Annotated in this window: 13 protein-coding genes and 2 tRNA genes; 7 read left to right on the forward strand and 8 right to left on the reverse strand. The window is 65.0% G+C overall.

What is annotated here, in order from left to right; translation table 11 throughout:
- The 4 genes from DB032_RS14865 to DB032_RS14880 all read right to left on the reverse strand — a co-directional run.
- Window positions 1-489 (reverse strand): TolC family protein (locus DB032_RS14865; protein WP_158274316.1); only part of this gene is annotated, 489 nt, incomplete at its 3' end.
- Window positions 482-3616, reverse strand: coding sequence for an efflux RND transporter permease subunit (locus tag DB032_RS14870; RefSeq protein ID WP_107800165.1), 3135 nt, complete (start codon window positions 3614-3616; stop codon window positions 482-484). The genes DB032_RS14870 and DB032_RS14865, both read right to left, overlap by 8 nt.
- 10 nt (window positions 3617-3626) lie before the next feature.
- Window positions 3627-4769 carry an efflux RND transporter periplasmic adaptor subunit gene (locus DB032_RS14875; RefSeq protein ID WP_107800166.1) on the reverse strand — a complete coding sequence of 381 codons (1143 nt, stop codon included), beginning with the start codon at window positions 4767-4769 and terminating at the stop codon, window positions 3627-3629.
- A 298-nt stretch (window positions 4770-5067) separates the two neighbouring features.
- Window positions 5068-5829, reverse strand: coding sequence for an ABC transporter substrate-binding protein (locus DB032_RS14880; protein WP_107800167.1), 762 nt, complete (start codon window positions 5827-5829; stop codon window positions 5068-5070).
- 357 nt (window positions 5830-6186) lie between these two features.
- Here DB032_RS14880 and DB032_RS14885 point away from each other — a divergent pair, with 357 nt between their 5' ends.
- On the forward strand, window positions 6187-6624 hold the full coding sequence (locus DB032_RS14885) for a thioesterase family protein (RefSeq protein WP_158274317.1): 438 nt from the start codon (window positions 6187-6189) through the stop codon (window positions 6622-6624).
- 56 nt (window positions 6625-6680) lie between these two features.
- On the opposite strand, the gene DB032_RS14890 is transcribed toward DB032_RS14885, so the two are convergent.
- From DB032_RS14890 to DB032_RS14900, 3 genes are all read right to left on the reverse strand, one after another.
- Window positions 6681-6771 (reverse strand) — tRNA-Ser (locus tag DB032_RS14890).
- Between the two features lie 73 nt (window positions 6772-6844).
- Window positions 6845-6935 (reverse strand) — tRNA-Ser (locus DB032_RS14895).
- A 62-nt stretch (window positions 6936-6997) separates the two neighbouring features.
- Window positions 6998-8131, reverse strand: a complete 1134-nt coding sequence (locus tag DB032_RS14900) for a GNAT family N-acetyltransferase (RefSeq protein ID WP_107800169.1) — start codon at window positions 8129-8131, stop codon at window positions 6998-7000.
- A 74-nt stretch (window positions 8132-8205) separates the two neighbouring features.
- Between DB032_RS14900 and DB032_RS14905 the strand changes: the two genes are divergently transcribed.
- The 5 genes from DB032_RS14905 to DB032_RS14925 all read left to right on the forward strand — a co-directional run bounded on the left by DB032_RS14905 (window position 8206) and on the right by DB032_RS14925 (window position 13726).
- Window positions 8206-9798, forward strand: a complete 1593-nt coding sequence (locus DB032_RS14905; RefSeq protein WP_107800170.1) for an NAD+ synthase — start codon at window positions 8206-8208, stop codon at window positions 9796-9798.
- 129 nt (window positions 9799-9927) lie between these two features.
- Complete coding sequence (locus DB032_RS14910; protein WP_107800171.1) at window positions 9928-11034, forward strand: hypothetical protein; 1107 nt, start codon at window positions 9928-9930, stop codon at window positions 11032-11034.
- A 110-nt stretch (window positions 11035-11144) separates the two neighbouring features.
- Window positions 11145-11765 (forward strand): outer membrane lipoprotein chaperone LolA, encoded by a 621-nt coding sequence (gene lolA / locus DB032_RS14915; protein ID WP_107800172.1) that lies wholly within the window; start codon window positions 11145-11147, stop codon window positions 11763-11765.
- Window positions 11766-12056: 291 nt separating this feature from the next.
- Window positions 12057-12716 (forward strand): PadR family transcriptional regulator, encoded by a 660-nt coding sequence (locus tag DB032_RS14920; RefSeq protein ID WP_107800173.1) that lies wholly within the window; start codon window positions 12057-12059, stop codon window positions 12714-12716.
- A gap of 203 nt (window positions 12717-12919) precedes the next feature.
- Window positions 12920-13726 (forward strand): siderophore-interacting protein, encoded by an 807-nt coding sequence (locus DB032_RS14925; protein WP_107800174.1) that lies wholly within the window; start codon window positions 12920-12922, stop codon window positions 13724-13726.
- A 48-nt stretch (window positions 13727-13774) separates the two neighbouring features.
- Here the strand turns inward: DB032_RS14925 and DB032_RS14930 are convergent, their stop codons facing one another.
- Window positions 13775-14119, reverse strand: a complete 345-nt coding sequence (locus DB032_RS14930; RefSeq protein ID WP_107800175.1) for a fucose-binding lectin II — start codon at window positions 14117-14119, stop codon at window positions 13775-13777.
- Window positions 14120-14596: 477 nt separating this feature from the next.
- Here DB032_RS14930 and DB032_RS14935 point away from each other — a divergent pair, with 477 nt between their 5' ends.
- Window positions 14597-15850, forward strand: coding sequence for an amino acid permease (locus DB032_RS14935; protein ID WP_107800176.1), 1254 nt, complete (start codon window positions 14597-14599; stop codon window positions 15848-15850).
- Window positions 15851-15869 lie beyond the last annotated feature (19 nt).

Below are 15869 nucleotides of genomic sequence, written 5' to 3' on the forward strand. Positions count from 1 at the left end.
CTTCGAGCTGTCGCGGGCGAAACGGCTGGCGGCGAAGTCGGCGCGGGCCGCTTCATTGCCGCGGCGCAGCTTGCCCCACAGGTCCAGTTCCCAAGACGCGGTGAGGTTGGCGTTGCGCACGTCGCTGACCAGCGGCGCGCCCGGCGTGCTTGTCGTGCTGGAAGCGCGGCCGCGCTGATAGCCGGCGTTGGCGTTCAGCGCCGGCAGCAGCTGAGCGCGGGCGATGCCGGCCTGGGCCGCGGCTTCGTCGACGCGGGCGGAGGCGGCGGCCAGGTCCTGGTTGTGTTCCAGGGCTTGGGCGATCAACTGATCCAGCACCGGATCGTTGAACTGCTTCCACCAGTCCAGGGCGATGGCCGGGTTCTGGGCCGCAATGTGGACCTGTCCGCTGTCCGGCAGCTCCAGTTTGGGGCGGCTGTAGTCGGGGCCGACCGCGCAAGCGCTCAGCGCCAGCGCCGCCAATGAGGGCATCAGCGCGCGTTTAAACATTGTCGGCCTCCTCCGCCGCAGTCGGCGCTTTGCGCCGCTCCGACGCCTGCATGATCAAGCGGAAAAACAGCGGCACGAAGAAAGTGGCGATAAAGGTGGCGGCCAGCATGCCGCCCACCACCGGCGTGCCCAGTGCGCGGCGGCTGGCGGAGCCCGCGCCGCTTGAAATCACCAAAGGCACGCAACCCAGGATGAAGGCCAGCGAAGTCATCACGATGGGACGGAAGCGCAGCCGCGCCGCTTCCAGCGCGGCGTCCATCAGCGGCAGGCCCTGTTGGCGCTGCTGCACCGCGAACTCCACGATCAGGATGGCATTCTTGGCGGCCAGGCCCACCAGGGTGACGACGCCGATCTGGAAATAGACGTTGTTGTCCTGATGGCCGATGACGGCGGCGAGCAAGGCGCCGAACAGCGCGAAAGGCACCGAGGTCACCACCGCCAGCGGCAGGCTCCAGCGTTCGTACTGCGCCGCCAGGATCAGGAAGACCATCAGGATGCCGAACAGAAAGGCCATGGTGGCGGTGCCGCCGGCCAGTTTTTCCTGATAGGCGCTGCCGCTCCAGGCCAGCGCGTAATCGTTGCCCAACACTTGCTGGGTCACCTCTTCCAGCGCCTGGATGGCCTGGCCGGAGCTGACGCCGGGCGCGGGCTGGGCCAGGATTTTGGCGGCGTTGAAGATGTTGAAGCGGTCCACCAGCTCCGGCCCGTAGCTGGATTTGACCTCCACCAGGCTGGACAGCGGCACCATCACGCCCTCGGCGGAGCGCACATAGATATTGGCGATGTCTTCCGGCCGCGCGCGGAAGTCCGCCTCGGACTGCAGCTGCACCTTGTAGGTACGGCCGAACTTGTTGAAGTCGTTGACGTAGAGCTGGCCGAAAGTGGCTTGCAGGGTGTCGAACACCTGGTTGATGTCCACGCCCAGCGCCTTGGTCTTTTCGCGGTCCAGGTCCAGATACTTCTGCGGCACATTGGCGCGGAAGGTGGTGGCCACACTGGCGAACTCCGGCCGCTGCCGCGCCGCGGCCAGCAGTTTTTCCGCCGCCTGGCTGAGCTTTTGCGCGCCCTGGTCGCCGCGGTCCTGCAAATAGGCTTCCAGGCCGCCGGTGGTGGACATGCCGATGATGGGCGCCGGATTGAAGGCGCTCATCACGCCAGCCTGCACGGTGCGGCCCAGACGGTTGAACTCGGCGGCCACGGAGAAGGAATCCTCGCCCTTGGCCTTGCGCTGGTCCCAGTCCTTGAGGGTGACGAAGCTGGTGCCGCGGTTGGTCTGCTTGGAGCCGGACAGGATGTCGAAACCGGTGAAGGTGGTGACGCTTTCCACATTGGGATTGGCCATCATCAGCCGGTCGAATTCCGCCGTGGCCTTGGCGGTGCGGGTGAGCGCGGCCGCGTCCGGCAAGGCGGTGTTGGCGAACAGCGTGCCCATGTCCTCATTGGGCACCAGCGAGCCGGGCACTTTCTGATACAGGCCGACGGTGGCGGCCAGAACGACGGCGATCAGGCCGAAGGCGACGCCGACACGGCGGTTGAGAAACAACACGCCCAGCACGTAGCGGCCGGTCAGGCGTTCGAAAGCGCGGTTGAACCACTGGAAAAAGCGCGGCGGCTGGTGATGGCCGGGCTTGAGCAGCAAGGCGCACAAGGCCGGGGTCAGCGTCAGCGCGACAATGCCGGAAATGATCACCGACATGGCGATGGTGACGGCGAACTGCTTGTACATCACCCCGGTCATGCCTCCCATGAAGGCCACCGGCAGGAAGACCGCGCACAAGACCAGCACGATGGCCACCAGCGCGCCGGACACCTCGCCCATCGCCAGCACCGCGGCTTCCTTGGCGCCGCAGCGGCGCTCGCTCATGATGCGTTCGACGTTTTCCAGCACCACGATGGCGTCGTCCACCACGATGCCGATGGCCAGCACCATGCCGAACAGGGTCAGCAGATTGATGGAGAAGCCCAAGAGCAGCATGCCGGCGAAGGTGCCGACCAGCGACACCGGCACCGCGATGCAGGGAATCAGCGTGGCGCGGAAATTCTGCAGGAACAAATACACCACCAGGAACACCAGCACAGTGGCTTCCAGCAGGGTTTTCACCACGCCGTCGATGGAGACTTTGACGAATTTGGTGGTGTCGAAGGGAATGGTGTAGTCCACGCCGGCCGGGAAGCGGACCTTGAGCTCCTCCATCTTGGCGGCGATGGCGGCGGACACCTTGAGCGCGTTGGCGCTGGGTTGCAGATAGGTGGTGATGCCCACGCTGGGCTTGCCGTTGCGGGTGCCGATCACATCGTAGTCGTTGCCGCCCATTTCCACCCGCGCCACGTCTTTGACGCGGATCTTGGAGCCGTCCGGCATCGAGCGCACGATGATGTTCTCAAACTCCTTGGGTTCGCTGAGCCGGCCCTTGGCGTTGACGGTGTAGGTGAAGCTGATGGGCGCGCTGGTGGGCTGGGCGCCGATCTTGCCGGCGGCGAACTGGGCGTTCTGCTCGCGCACCGCCTTGGCCACATCAGACGGGGTCAGGCCCAGCTGGGCCATGCGGTCCGGCCGCAGCCACAGCCGCATCGCGTAGTCGGTGCCGCCCATCATCGCCACATCGCCCACGCCGGGAATGCGCTTGAGCTCGTCCATCACATTGAGCAGAGCGAAATTGGACAGATAGTTGCGGTCGTACTGGCCGGTGGGCGAGCCGATGGAGATCACGCTGAGCACCGAGGTGGATTTCTTGCGCACGGTGACGCCCTGGCGCTGCACTTCGTCCGGCAACTGTTTCATCGCCGCCTGCACCCGGTTGTTGACGTCGATGGTGGCCTGGTCCGGATCCGTGCCCACGGCGAAATAGACATTGAGGCTGAGCTGGCCGTTGGAGGCGGCGCTGGATTGCATGTAAAGCATGTTTTCCACGCCGTTGAGCTGCTGCTCCAAGGGCGCGGCCACGGTCTGGGCGATGGTTTCCGGCGTGGCGCCCGGATAGTTGGCCGACACCGACACCACGGCCGGAACGATCTGCGGGTACTGCTCCACCGGCAGCGCGCGCATCGCCGCCAGGCCGGCCAGCACGATGACGATGGACAGCACGCTGGCGAAAATGGGGCGGTTGATGAAGAAACGCGAGAACATGGCTAGCTCCTCACGCCTTGGCCGGCGCGGCGGCCACCGGCTTGACCACGGCGCCGGGGCGGGCCTGCATCAGGCCGTCCACAATCACCTTCTCTCCAGCCTTGAGGCCGGATTCGATCACCACCCGGCCGCCCACCTGAGCGCCCAGCTTGACCATTCTGGCCTGCACCTTGTTGTCCGCGCCCACCACCATCAGCTGATTGTCCGCCTGGGCCTGGACAACGGCCTGTTCCGGCACGGTCAGCACGTTCTTGCGCACGCCCAGGTCCAGCATCACGCGCACGAATTGCCCGGGCAGCAGACGCTCGTCTTCATTGGGAAATTGCGCGCGCGCGCTGATGGTGCCGGTCTTGGGATCCACGCGGTTGTCGCGGAAATCCAGCTTGCCGCTTTGCGGAAAGACGCGGCCGTCCGCCAGACGGATCCGCACCGGATGGCGGCTGCCGTCTTCCGCGCTCACTTTGCCGGTGGACAGGCTGTGTTCGTAATTGAGACTGTCCTGCTCGGAAATGGAGAAATTGACGTAGATGGGATTGAGCTGGGAAATGGTGGTCAGCGGCTCGGCGGCGTCCACGCGGATCAGGCTGCCTTCGGATTGCACCTGCTTGCTGGTCAGGCCCGGAATCGGCGCGGTGACGCGGGTGTAGTCCAGATTGAGCTGGGCTTCCTTGACCTTGGCGTCGGCGGACTGCTTGGCCGCCTTGACGGAGTTCAGCGCCGCCACCGCGTTGTCGTAATCCATTTTGGACACCGCCTGCTCCTGGTACAGCGGGCGGATGCGCGTCAGATCGGCGTCGGCTTTTTGCAGCGCGGCCAGCTGCACCGCCTGCGCGCCCTTGGCCTGTTCCAGCTGCGCCTGATACGGCGCGGGGTCGATCTGGAACAGCGTCTGTCCCTGCTTCACCGGCTGGCCTTCCACATAAGTGCGCTTGAGCAGAATGCCCCCCACGCGGGCGCGCACCTCGATATCGCGGTAACCGGCGGTTTCGCCCACCAGTTCCATGGTCATCGGCACATCGCCGGGCGCGGCGGTTTCCACCGTGACTTGCGGGACGGCGGCGGCCTTTTGCTGCGGCGAGCCGCAAGCGGCCAGCCAGACCGGCGTAGACAATAGCAGGGCAAGCGACAATAGCTGCCGCGACGGATAGCGCATTATTATTTCTCCATATGAGCGGGTATTCGGGAATGGCGGGCAAACCCAGGGCGCAAGCAAGCAGCCTTGTCGACAAAGACGCGGACGGTCCCGCGAGGCGCGGGCCGTGCCTTATTAGGGATGGCTTAGCAGTGCCTTATTAAAACAGCCGCTTGTGAAGGGTGTTTTTTAAAAATCGGCGTTTTTGTAAATTGCGGGTAAATTCGCGGGAAAACGATGTGAAGAGTTGTGAATGCGAATCAAATGCGCGGCGTGGACGCCGCCGCGGCCGGCCTCCGGCTTGCCCGCCGCGCCGCCCTCATTTCGCCGACGGCGCAGGCTGAAAGCGGCGAAGCATGCGCTCGTAACTGCCGTCGCCGCGCATGGCGCGCAGGCCGGCCTCGAACTGGTCCGCGTACGCCCTGCCCTTGGGCCGCGCCTTGGAGAAAGCCAGCCAGAAACCATCCTGGCTGATCCGCCCCGCCTGCCGGACCCGCCCGGCCGCGAACGGGTTGCCGCGGATGCGCAGTTGTCCGGGGCGCGCGTTCATCAACACATAGTCCACGCGCCGGGCCAACAGCATGCGAATCAGGTCCTCATCGGAATGAGCCACCGATTTGACGATCTTGGGATCGCGCATGAAAACGCTGGGATAGGTGTAATCCTGGGTGATGCCCACCCTGCGGCCGGCCAAATCGCGCAGGCCCAGCCCGGCTCCGCCGGCGGCGAGCGCGAAGATGGCCAGTTCTTCGGTGAACATCGGCGTTTGATGCCACCAGAATTGCTCGCGATTATCATCGGTAATGGTGGCGCTGAGGCAGCCGTCGGCGCGGCCGACGCGCGCCAGCATCAGGCAGCGCGCAAACGGCACCAGCACAAAGCGGACCTCGACGCCCCGGCGGCGGAACGCCTCGCGCGCCAGTTGCGGCGCCAGCCCCTGCGCGGCGCCGTCGGCGCCGCGCGCCGAATACGGCGGCCAATCGTCCTCCACGGCGATGAGCAGGGCCGGAGCCGCATCGGCCGCCTGCGCCGCAACGGCCAGCAGGCCCGCGCACAGGGCTCGTCGAAACCACGCTTGCATCTGAACCCTCCCGCCGAGAAGCCGCGAGCCGGAGATGGACAAACGCCGCGCGCGCCAATGCTTAATATCGACAACTTTACACTACAAACCGCGCATGAAGGCGCCTCGCCTGCGGCTGGAACCGGCTTCGGAACCGTGCGACGCCGCTGGACGGCGACGCGGCGTGGGCGCACCATCCAAGCGGATCGCGCGGTTTTTCGATGCGCGGGGCCGCATAGAACAAGCGGCCGGCTTTCCGCGTCGCCGCTTGAGCCCAAGCGGGCTTGCGGCAAAGCGCTTGACCCCCGCGCGCGGGCAATGCCAAGATCATGAACCGCCCCGCCTTCACGCTAACCGCTGCCGCCCGAGGAGATTGGTTTGGAACCGTTTTGCCATCCGCTGGAAGTGCGCTGGTCCGACTGCGACGCTAACCAGCACGTCCGCCATACCGCCTACGCCGATTTCTGTACCCATGCCCGCATAGAATGGCTGCGCGGCCAAGGCTTTGGCTTTGAACAATTTCAGGCGCTGGGGTTCGGCCCGGTCATTTTCAAGGAGTGGACCGAGTATTTCAAGGAACTGCGGCTGAGCGAGCGCATTCACGTGCGCCTGGCCATCGCCGGCCTAAGCCAGGACGGCAAGCGCTTTTGCATCCGCCACGAGATTTACAAGGAGGACGGCCGCCTGGCCGCGCGTCACGAAGTCAGCGGCTCCTGGATAGACCTGACGCTGCGCAAGCTGACCGCGCCGCCGCCGGAATTGAGCGCCATTTTCGCCTGGGCGGAGCGAACCGAGGATTTCCAGGCGCTGGATTGAGGCATGCCGGACGCGAAAAAGCCCTGACTATGCAGTCAGGGCTTTTTTGCTTGCTTTGGCGGAGAGGGGGGGATTCGAACCCCCGTTAGGGTATTACCCTAAACACGCTTTCCAGGCGTGCGACTTAAACCACTCATCCACCTCTCCGGAGGTGTCCTGCTTATTTGCGCCGGTCGGGCCGGAGCAATAAAAAAACCGCCAGGGCAGTTTTTGTCGATTCTGGCGGAGAGGGGGGGATTCGAACCCCCGTTAGGGTATTACCCTAAACACGCTTTCCAGGCGTGCGACTTAAACCACTCATCCACCTCTCCAGAATCCCCGTGAAACAAGGCGCTTGGCGTTTCGTTCACAGAGGCTGCGCAGTATATAAGCCCTATTCATCCGGCGCAAGTGTTTTGTAAGCGGAATGAGAAAAAAGGGCGTCGACATACTCGCCCACCCCTTCCCGCTCGCGCCGCAACCAGCCGGCAATCGCCGCGCGGAAACGCGGATCGGCAATGTAATGGGCGGACCAGGTGCGCTCCGGCTCAAAACCCCGCGCCAGCTTGTGCTCGCCCTGGGCGCCGCCCTCGAAGCATTGCAGGCCGGCGCGGATCGCGTACTCCAGGCCCTGGTAGTAGCACAGTTCGAAATGCAGGCAGGGAATATCGGCCACCGCGCCCCAGTATCGCCCGTACAGCAAGTCGTCCTGCACCAGGCACAGGCTGGCCGCCAGCGGCGCGCCGTCGCGCTCGGCGACGAACATCAGGCAATGCGAACCCAGCCGCTCCGCCAGCAGCGCGAAGAAGGCCGGATTCAGATAGGGCGCGGAACGGCGTTCCAGATAGGTCTGCCGATAGCAACGGTAGAAAAACGCCCAGTCCTCGGCGGCGATGGCCTCCCCGCGCAATGCCCGCACGCTGACGCCGGCCTCGGCCACCTTGCGCCGCTCCTGGCGGATCTTCTTGCGCTTGTCGCGGCTCAGCGTGGCCAGGAAGGCGTCGAAGTCAGCATAGCCGCGGTTGCGCCAGTGAAACTGCACGCCTTCGCGCAGCAGCCAGCCGGCCTCGTCCAGGGCTTGCGCCTCCTCCCGCGCCGGAAACAGTACGTGGGCCGACGACAGGCCGTGCTCGTCCACCACCTGCTCCAGGCCGGCGATCAATTGCGGCCAGGCCGCCGCGTCGCCCAGCAGCCGCCGGCCGCCCACCGGGCTGAACGGCGAGGCCACCACCAGCTTGGGATAGTATTGCAGACCTGCGCGGGCATAGGCTTCCGCCCAGGCCCAGTCGAACACGTATTCGCCGCGCGGATGCCGCTTCAAATAGGCCGGCGCCAGCGCCTGCAAGCGGCCGTCCCGCTCCAGACCCAGCGGCAAGGGCAGCCAGCCGCTGGCCTCGCCCACGCAAGCCGCCCGCTCCAGCGCCTCCAGCCACGGCCGGCCCACGAACAGATTGCCGCCTTCCCCCAGGCCCGCCCATTGTTCCGCGCTCCAGGCGCCCACTCTCTCGTGCAATTGCAAGGACACCATGATTCCTCTCGGGCGTTTGCGCCGTCTATCAGGTAAAATTCCATCTATCTCGAAACATTCGGTTCCCTATCAAGATGCGTATCGCGCTCGCCCAGTTCAACCCCGTTGTCGGCGATATCCCCGGCAACACCCGCAAAATCCTCGACCTCGCCCACGCGGCCATCGCCCAGGGCGCGGACGTGCTGGTCACGCCGGAGCTGGCCTTGACCGGCTACAGCCCGGAAGACCTGCTGCTGCGCGACAGTTTCTACCGCGCCTGCAGCCAGGCGCTGGACGAATTGCTGGAATTGGACGGCATCACCCTGGTGGTGGGCCATCCGGCCCGGATGGGCGCGGATCGCTTCAACGCCGCCACCGTGCTGCGCGACGGCAACCGTCTGGGCCAGTATCACAAGATGCTGCTGCCCAACGATGAAGTGTTCGACGAATGCCGCTACTTCACCCCCGGCGCCGCGCCGCTGGTGTTCCAGCAGGGCGAGGCCAAGGTGGGCGTGCTGATCTGCGAGGACGTCTGGTCCGTCGACCCGGCCGCCGAGGCCGCCGACGCCGGCGCCGACGTGGTGGTGGTGCTCAACGCCTCGCCCTTCCATCGCAACAAGATTGAAACCCGCCACGACGTGGTGCGCTTCCGCGCCGAGGAAACCGGCCTGCCCTTCGCCTACGTCAATCTGACCGGCGGCCAGGACGAACTGGTGTTCGACGGCGCCTCCTTCGCCGTCAACCGCGCCGGCGAGGTGGTGGCCCAGGCCGCCGCCTACGACGACGAACTGCTGATCGTCGATTTCGACGGCGGCGATCTGCTGCCCGGCGCCAAGGCCGCCCTGCCCGGCCCGCTGGAAAGCGTTTACCGCACCCTGGTGGCCGGCGTGCGCGACTACATCGGCAAAAACGGCTTCCCCGGCGCGCTGCTGGGCCTGTCCGGCGGCATAGACTCGGCGCTGACGCTGGCGGTGGCGGTGGACGCGCTGGGCGCGGACAAGGTGCACGCGGTGATGATGCCCTCGCGCTATACCGCGGACATCTCGGTGACCGATTCCCGCGACATGGTGCAGCGCCTGGGCGTGAAGTACGACGAGATCGAAATCTGGCCGATGTACGAAAGCTTCGTCCAGGCGCTGGCGCCCAGCTTCGCCGGCCTGGCCGAGGACACCACCGAGGAAAACCTGCAGGCCCGCATCCGCGGCACCCTGCTGATGGCGCTGTCCAACAAGAGCGGCAAGCTGGTGCTCACCACCGGCAACAAATCGGAAATGACCACCGGCTACTGCACCCTGTACGGCGACATGGCCGGCGGTTTCGCCGTGCTCAAGGACGTGGCCAAGACCCTGGTGTTCGAACTGTGCCGCTGGCGCAATCTGCAAGGCGAGATCATCCCGGAACGCATCATCACCCGGCCGCCGTCGGCGGAATTGCGCCCGGACCAGACCGACCAGGACAGCCTGCCGCCCTACGAGGTGCTGGACGCCATCATGGCGCGCTACGTGGAGGAAAACCTGTCCGCCGAGGCCATCATCGCCGAAGGCTACGCCGAGGCCGACGTGCGCCGCGTGGTGCGGCTGCTGAAGATCAATGAGTACAAACGCCGCCAGGCGCCGGTGGGCCCGCGCGTGACCCACCGCGGTTTCGGCAAGGACTGGCGCTACCCCATCACCAATAAATTCAGCTGATCCCCCTGCCGGGGCCGCCCCGCCCCGGCCCCGCGCATGACATAGGCGATGCCGGATGCGTTAAACTGTCCGGCTCGCGCCGGACCGACCCCACCCGCCCGGCGCAGAATCTCGCTCAAGGAAACAATAATGCGTCTAAAAAAACTGGGACTATGCGCCGCGCTGTGCGGCATCGCGCTGCTGACCGGCTGCGTCTCGCCGATCGCCAACAAAAGCGCCGACCAAGCCGCCCGCAAGATCATGCTGCAAAACTGGAACAGCAAGGGCTACAACCTGGACGCCGACATCGGCTTCGATGAACTGAGCGTCGCCGACGTCGACAAGGCCAAGGAAGACGGCAGCACGCTGGAACAGGCCGCCGCCTCCGCCGCCGATCAAATCGCCCGCAGCATGCGCCTCAACATCAAGGCCGCGCTGGACGTGCCGGGCGGCAAGCTGGAACTGATTCCGGCGCTGCGCCTGGAGCGCCGCAACCTGCTGACCAGCGTGCAACTGCCGCTGCAATTCCACGCCAAGGACCTGTCCTTGCTGGTGGACCCGTCCGCCGCCTATCTGTTCGTGCCGGAAATGCAAGCCTACGAAGGCAAGTTCCTGCGCGTGCGGCTGCCGCAGCGCGTGGCCGACAACTTCCCGCTGCAGGCCATGTACCAGGCAATGCCGAAACTGCTGGACGAAGCCTACGCCAAGGTGGACAAGCAGGCGTTCAGCTTCCAGCCGCTGGACTCGCGCGCCGCGGAACTGGGCGCGCGCTACCGGCTGCGCATCGCCATGAACCGCGCCCAGGAAAACCAGCTGGCTTCCCACATCATCGCCGGCCTGATCCAGGTCGCGCGTCAGGAAGCCGCGCGCAAGCCGCAGATCAAACCCGGCCCGCTGGGCAGCGAAAGCCTGCTGCAGATGATCGACAGCCTGATCAAGGCCTCCGAAGCCAATCCGCTGAACAGCAACACCGTCAGCGATCTTTACGTCAGCCGCGGCGGCGACCTGCTGGCCATCCGCCAGACCATACGCTTCAACAGCCCGGGCTTCCGCGGCCAGGCCCACGCCGACATCCGCTACAGCAACCAGGGCAAGCCGGTGTTCGCCTACCAGCCCGCCGAGGCCGACATCCTGGACCTGGAACGCCTGGACAAGCCGGAGTGGCTGAAATCGCTGGGCCTGGCGCTGCACGCGCTCAACCAGCCGCCGGCGGCCGACGAAGAGGCGACGGCCGCGGAAGAAACCGCCGCGCAATAATCGCTAACAAAACGGCGTCGCCGCCGACGCGCGCGCGGAAACCGCGCGCCGTCCCGGCGGTCCCATCTTGGTCACGCGGCCCAGGCCGCCCACCGCAAGGATTTCCCCGCATGAAGATGAAACTGATCTCAGCCGCAGTCGCCCTCTCCGCGCTGGCGCTGCCGGCAGCCTCCCACGCCGCCGCCATCGCCCAGCTCAAGGCCTTCGTCGCCGGCAACAAAACCCTGAGCGCCGACTTCAAGCAAGTGGTCAGCAACAAGAGCAAGCGCGAGGAAGCCAGCGGCCGGCTGGAAATCGCCCGTCCCGGCAAATTCCGCTGGGAGTACAGCAAGCCCTATGAACAATTGATCGTCGGCGACGGCAAGACGCTGTGGGTCTACGACAAGGATCTGGCGCAAGTCACCCGCAAGGCCCAGGGCGCGGCGCTGGGCTCCAGCCCGGCGGCCTTGCTGGCCGGCAACAACGCCATCGAGCGGAACTACCAGTTGCAGGAAGCCGGCAAAACCGGCGAAGTGGAATGGCTGTCCGCCAGCCCCAAGCAGGCCGACAACAGCTTCAGCGCCATCCGCATGGGCTTCAAGGCCAATATGCTGGTGGAAATGGAGCTGACCGACAGCTTCGGCAACCACACCAAGGTCAGCTTCAGCGCGCCGCAGCAGAACCCGCCGCTGCCCGCCTCCCGCTTCGCCTTCGTGCCGCCCAAGGGCGTGGACGTGGTCAGCGGCGACTAAGCCGCCCCGCCGCCCTCCAGCCGCCTCCGGGCGGCTTTTCTTTTAGAACCTTTCAAAGCCTGCTGCGCTTCGGCGCTACGGCCTTGAAAACGTCTTCGGAGCGCTCATGTGCTTCTTGCGCACTCCGCCTCCTCAGCCGCTTTCGCCTGGTCCCGCTCTTGCTCGCGAGACGTGGAGCGATGCGGGCATCGTGCCAAAAACGCCACAAATTCTCATCGCCCTTGTTGAGTCGGCTTGACTTTATCCTATCTAAAAACATATCTTAAGATATATTTTTTCAGGAGAGCCGCCATGCCTCACCGTCTCGACACCCTGCTGCGCCGCCTGGGCGGACGCAACGCGCATCATCGTCTCCACGCGATGGCCCGACACGGCCACGGCGGCGGCCATGGCCGACACGGAGGATTCGGCGGCTTTGGCGGCGGCGACGACGAAAGCATGACCCGCGGCCGCAAATTCAGCTCCGACGAATTGCAGCTGCTGTTGCTGGCCCTGCTGGAAGAGCGCCCCAGCCACGGCTACGAACTGATCAAGGCGCTGCAAAGCCGCAGCAACGGCTTTTACAGCCCCAGCCCGGGCATGGTCTACCCGGCGCTGACCTATCTGGAAGAACTGGGCCATATCTCGGTGAGCGAGGAAGGCAAGCGCAAATGCTATGCGCTGACGGAGGCCGGCCGCGACTATCTGGAACAGAACCGCGAACAAGTGGAATGGATGATGGCGCGGCTGCAGCACATCGCGCGCAAGATGAACTCGATCCGCCGCGCGCTGACCGGGGAAATGCCGCCGCCGGACGACGCCGTCGGCAGCTGGATTCCGGAACTGACCCGGGCCCGCGGCGACTTGAAGCAAGCGCTGATGCGCACCGCCAACGTCGACGAGGACGAACAACGCCGCATCGCCGCCATCCTGAGGCAAGCCTGTGAGCAAATTCTGGGCGACACCGGCTAATAAGGTGCTGACGGCCAGTTACGCACCGGCGAGAGGGATTCAGCAAGGCCTTGAAACCCGCTTTGAAACGCTTATGCGCCGTACGCGCATTCCGCTTTCTCAGCCGCAAAGTCCCCCGCTCTTGCCCGCATGGCCGTAAACAGCGTCCAAGAAGCTGTTCACGCCCCCAAGCCGCCCAGCCATGATTTCAAGACAGGACTCTTATGACCACACCCGATCTGACCGTGCAACGCCTGCGCCACCCGCTGCGCTTCCGCCTGCTGCAAGTGCGCGCCATCCGCCCGCTCGGCCCCAAGCTGCTCCGCGTCACCCTGGGCGGCGAGGAACTGGCGGGCTTCGCCTCCGCCTCCTTCGACGACCACCTCAAAGTGTTCTTCCCCGAACATCCGGACGCCAAACCCGCGCTGCCGGCGCTGGTGGACGAAACCCTGATTTATCCGGAAGGCCAGCCGCGCCCCACCGCGCGCGACTACACCCCCTGCCGTTTCGACCCGGAGCGGCTGGAGCTGGACCTGGAGTTCGTGCTGCACGAGGCCGGCCCCGCCACCAGCTGGGCGGCTCAGGCCAAGCCCGGCCAATACCTGGGCATAGGCGGCCCGCGCGGCTCCTTGGTCATTCCGGCGGCTTTCGACTGGCACCTGCTGATCGGCGACGAGTCCGCCTTGCCGGCCATCCGCCGCCGCCTGGCCGAGCTGCCGCCCGCGGCCAAGGTCATCGCCCTGCTGCAAACCAGCGAGGCGGGTCAAAGCTGCGAACTGCCGGCCCATCCCAATGCCGACATCCGCTGGGTGCACCAAGGCGCCGACGCCGAGCCGGCGCTGCTCTCCGCGCTCAAGCCGCTGACGCTGCCGGCGGGCGAAGGCTTTGTCTGGGCCGCCGGCGAATACCACGCCATCCGCGCGGTGCGTCAATACCTGCGCGAGGAACGCGGCATAGACAAGAGCCGCATCCGCGCCGCCAGCTACTGGCGGGAAGGCAAGGCCGCCAGCCACGAAACCCTGGAAGACTGACACGATAAAGCCCCCGAGATGGGGGCTTTGCTCATCCGCCGGACCCGCTTAACCCAGCGGCCAGTTCAATACCACGATGGAGTCGTTGTAGTCCTGGTCCGCGCCGTCTTCCGCGCCCACCAAGGCCAGGTTCAGACGATTGGCCAACACCACCTGGCTGGACACTAGGTCGGACTGCTTGCCGTTGACCGTCACCGCCACCCTCACCGCGCCGGAACCGGAGTTGATCACCCGCGTGCCCAGATTGCGGTCGTCCACGCCGCTGCCGCTAAACGTGGCGCGAGGCTCGTTGTCCACGTATACGGTGATGTTTTGCTGATAAGCCGCATTGGTCAACGCGGTCACGCCGAAGTTGATGCGCGGGGGAAGAGTGAATACGCCTTGCTGAGCCATCGTCGTTCTCCTGTAAGGGTTCAAACGCCAAACTTCTCAGAGCCTGTTTGAAGTCTCGCGGACTAGAGCGAGACAAGGCGTTGCGGCGGAAAAAGCGGCATGCACTCCTGGCACATGAGCGCTTCGGAACTGTTTTCAACGCCGTATCGCCGACGCGCAGCAGTCATTGAACAGGCTCCCAGGCCGGTTTCCGCGCGCCGACGCGCAGAAGAAGCCCTCCGTCTCAAGCTGCCACTGCCTCCATTACGGTAGGCAAGCGCGCCCGCGTATTCACCGGGCCCAAAGGTCAGGACAAATACAGATTATCCGAACCAGACCACGCTGAGCGGGCGCTCACAGCCCGCCATGCTATAGTTTGAAACCCTTTTGCAGCGCTTGCGCGGCCCGCTTCGGCCCCCTCTCCCACCCTCACAGATAGGACATTTGAGTTCAATAAAACAATAAATAATTAATATATTAAATTAAAAGGAAAAATGCATGTTAGATAACACCCGCCCACTTCCCGTCAATCAAAACCCGTCCACGGATTCCGGCCTGGAAGTTCACCCCATCGGCTCCCTGGAAACCATAGGCATCATCGTCGGCACCAATATCGGCGCCGGCGTGCTGGGCATTGCTTTCGCCGCCCGCAAAACGGGTTACCTGCCCTTGCTGGCCTGCCTGATCCTCACGTGCGTCATCTGCATCATCACCATGCTCTACACCGCCGAGGCCTGTTTGCGCACCCGCGGCAATCACCAGCTCAGCGGCCTGGCGCAACGCTATCTGGGCGGCATCGGCGCATGGCTGATTTTCATCGCCGTCGCCGCCAACAGCTATGGCGCGCTCACCGCTTATATGAGCGGCAGCGGCAACATCCTCGCCGATTTCTTCAATGAATACGGCCTAAGCCCGCAGCTGGGCAGCCTGTTGTTCTTCATTCCCTCCGCCTTGATTCTGTATCTGGGGCTGAAAGCCTTGGGCGCCGGCCAAAAACTGATCAGCGGCGCGATGATGACCATCGTCCTCGTCCTCATTTTCGCCACGATCTCCCATCCCTCGTCCAACGTCGCCTATCTGCTGCAAAGGGAATGGGAATACGTGATCCCGGTGTTCAATCTGGCGGTCTTCGTCTTTGGCGCGCAATTCCTGGTGCCGGAACTGGTGCGCGGCAATCAGCATCAAGCCCGTCAACTGCCGCGCCTGATCGTGGCCGGCATGCTGGCCACTTTACTGCTGGTGGCGGCCATTCCCGCTTCGGTGATCGCACTGGTCGGCAACGACAACGTCAGCCAGGTGGCCACGCTCAACTGGGGGCGCGCCCTGGGCAATTGGGCGTATTACACCGCCAATATCTTCGCGCTGCTGGCCATGATGACCTCTTACTGGGGGCTGGGCGGCTGCCTGCTCACCAATATCTTCGACCATTTCCGGCTGGGCCCGGAAGGCCACCCCGTCAAACGCTGCCTGGTGCTGGCGGCGGTCGCGCTGCCGCCGTTTCTGTTCGCCTATTCCGGCGCCTCCAGCTTTGTCGGCGCGCTGTACTTCGCCGGCACCTTCGGCGGCGTGCTGATGGGCATCATGCCCATCATCCTGCTGAATCGGGCGCGCCGCCACGGCGAAACCGTTCCCGCCTTCCGCTGCGGTTGGTACGCCCATCCGCTGATCCAGGCCTTGATCGCGGCGACCTTCGCCGGCAGCGGCCTGTACGCCATCGCCGCCGCCATGGGCTGGCTGCCGGCTAGTTGGTAACACCCCCAAGAAAGCCCGC

This window comes from Chromobacterium sp. Panama, from assembly GCF_003052555.1.
In the GTDB taxonomy this organism is placed as follows: Bacteria; Pseudomonadota; Gammaproteobacteria; order Burkholderiales; family Chromobacteriaceae; genus Chromobacterium.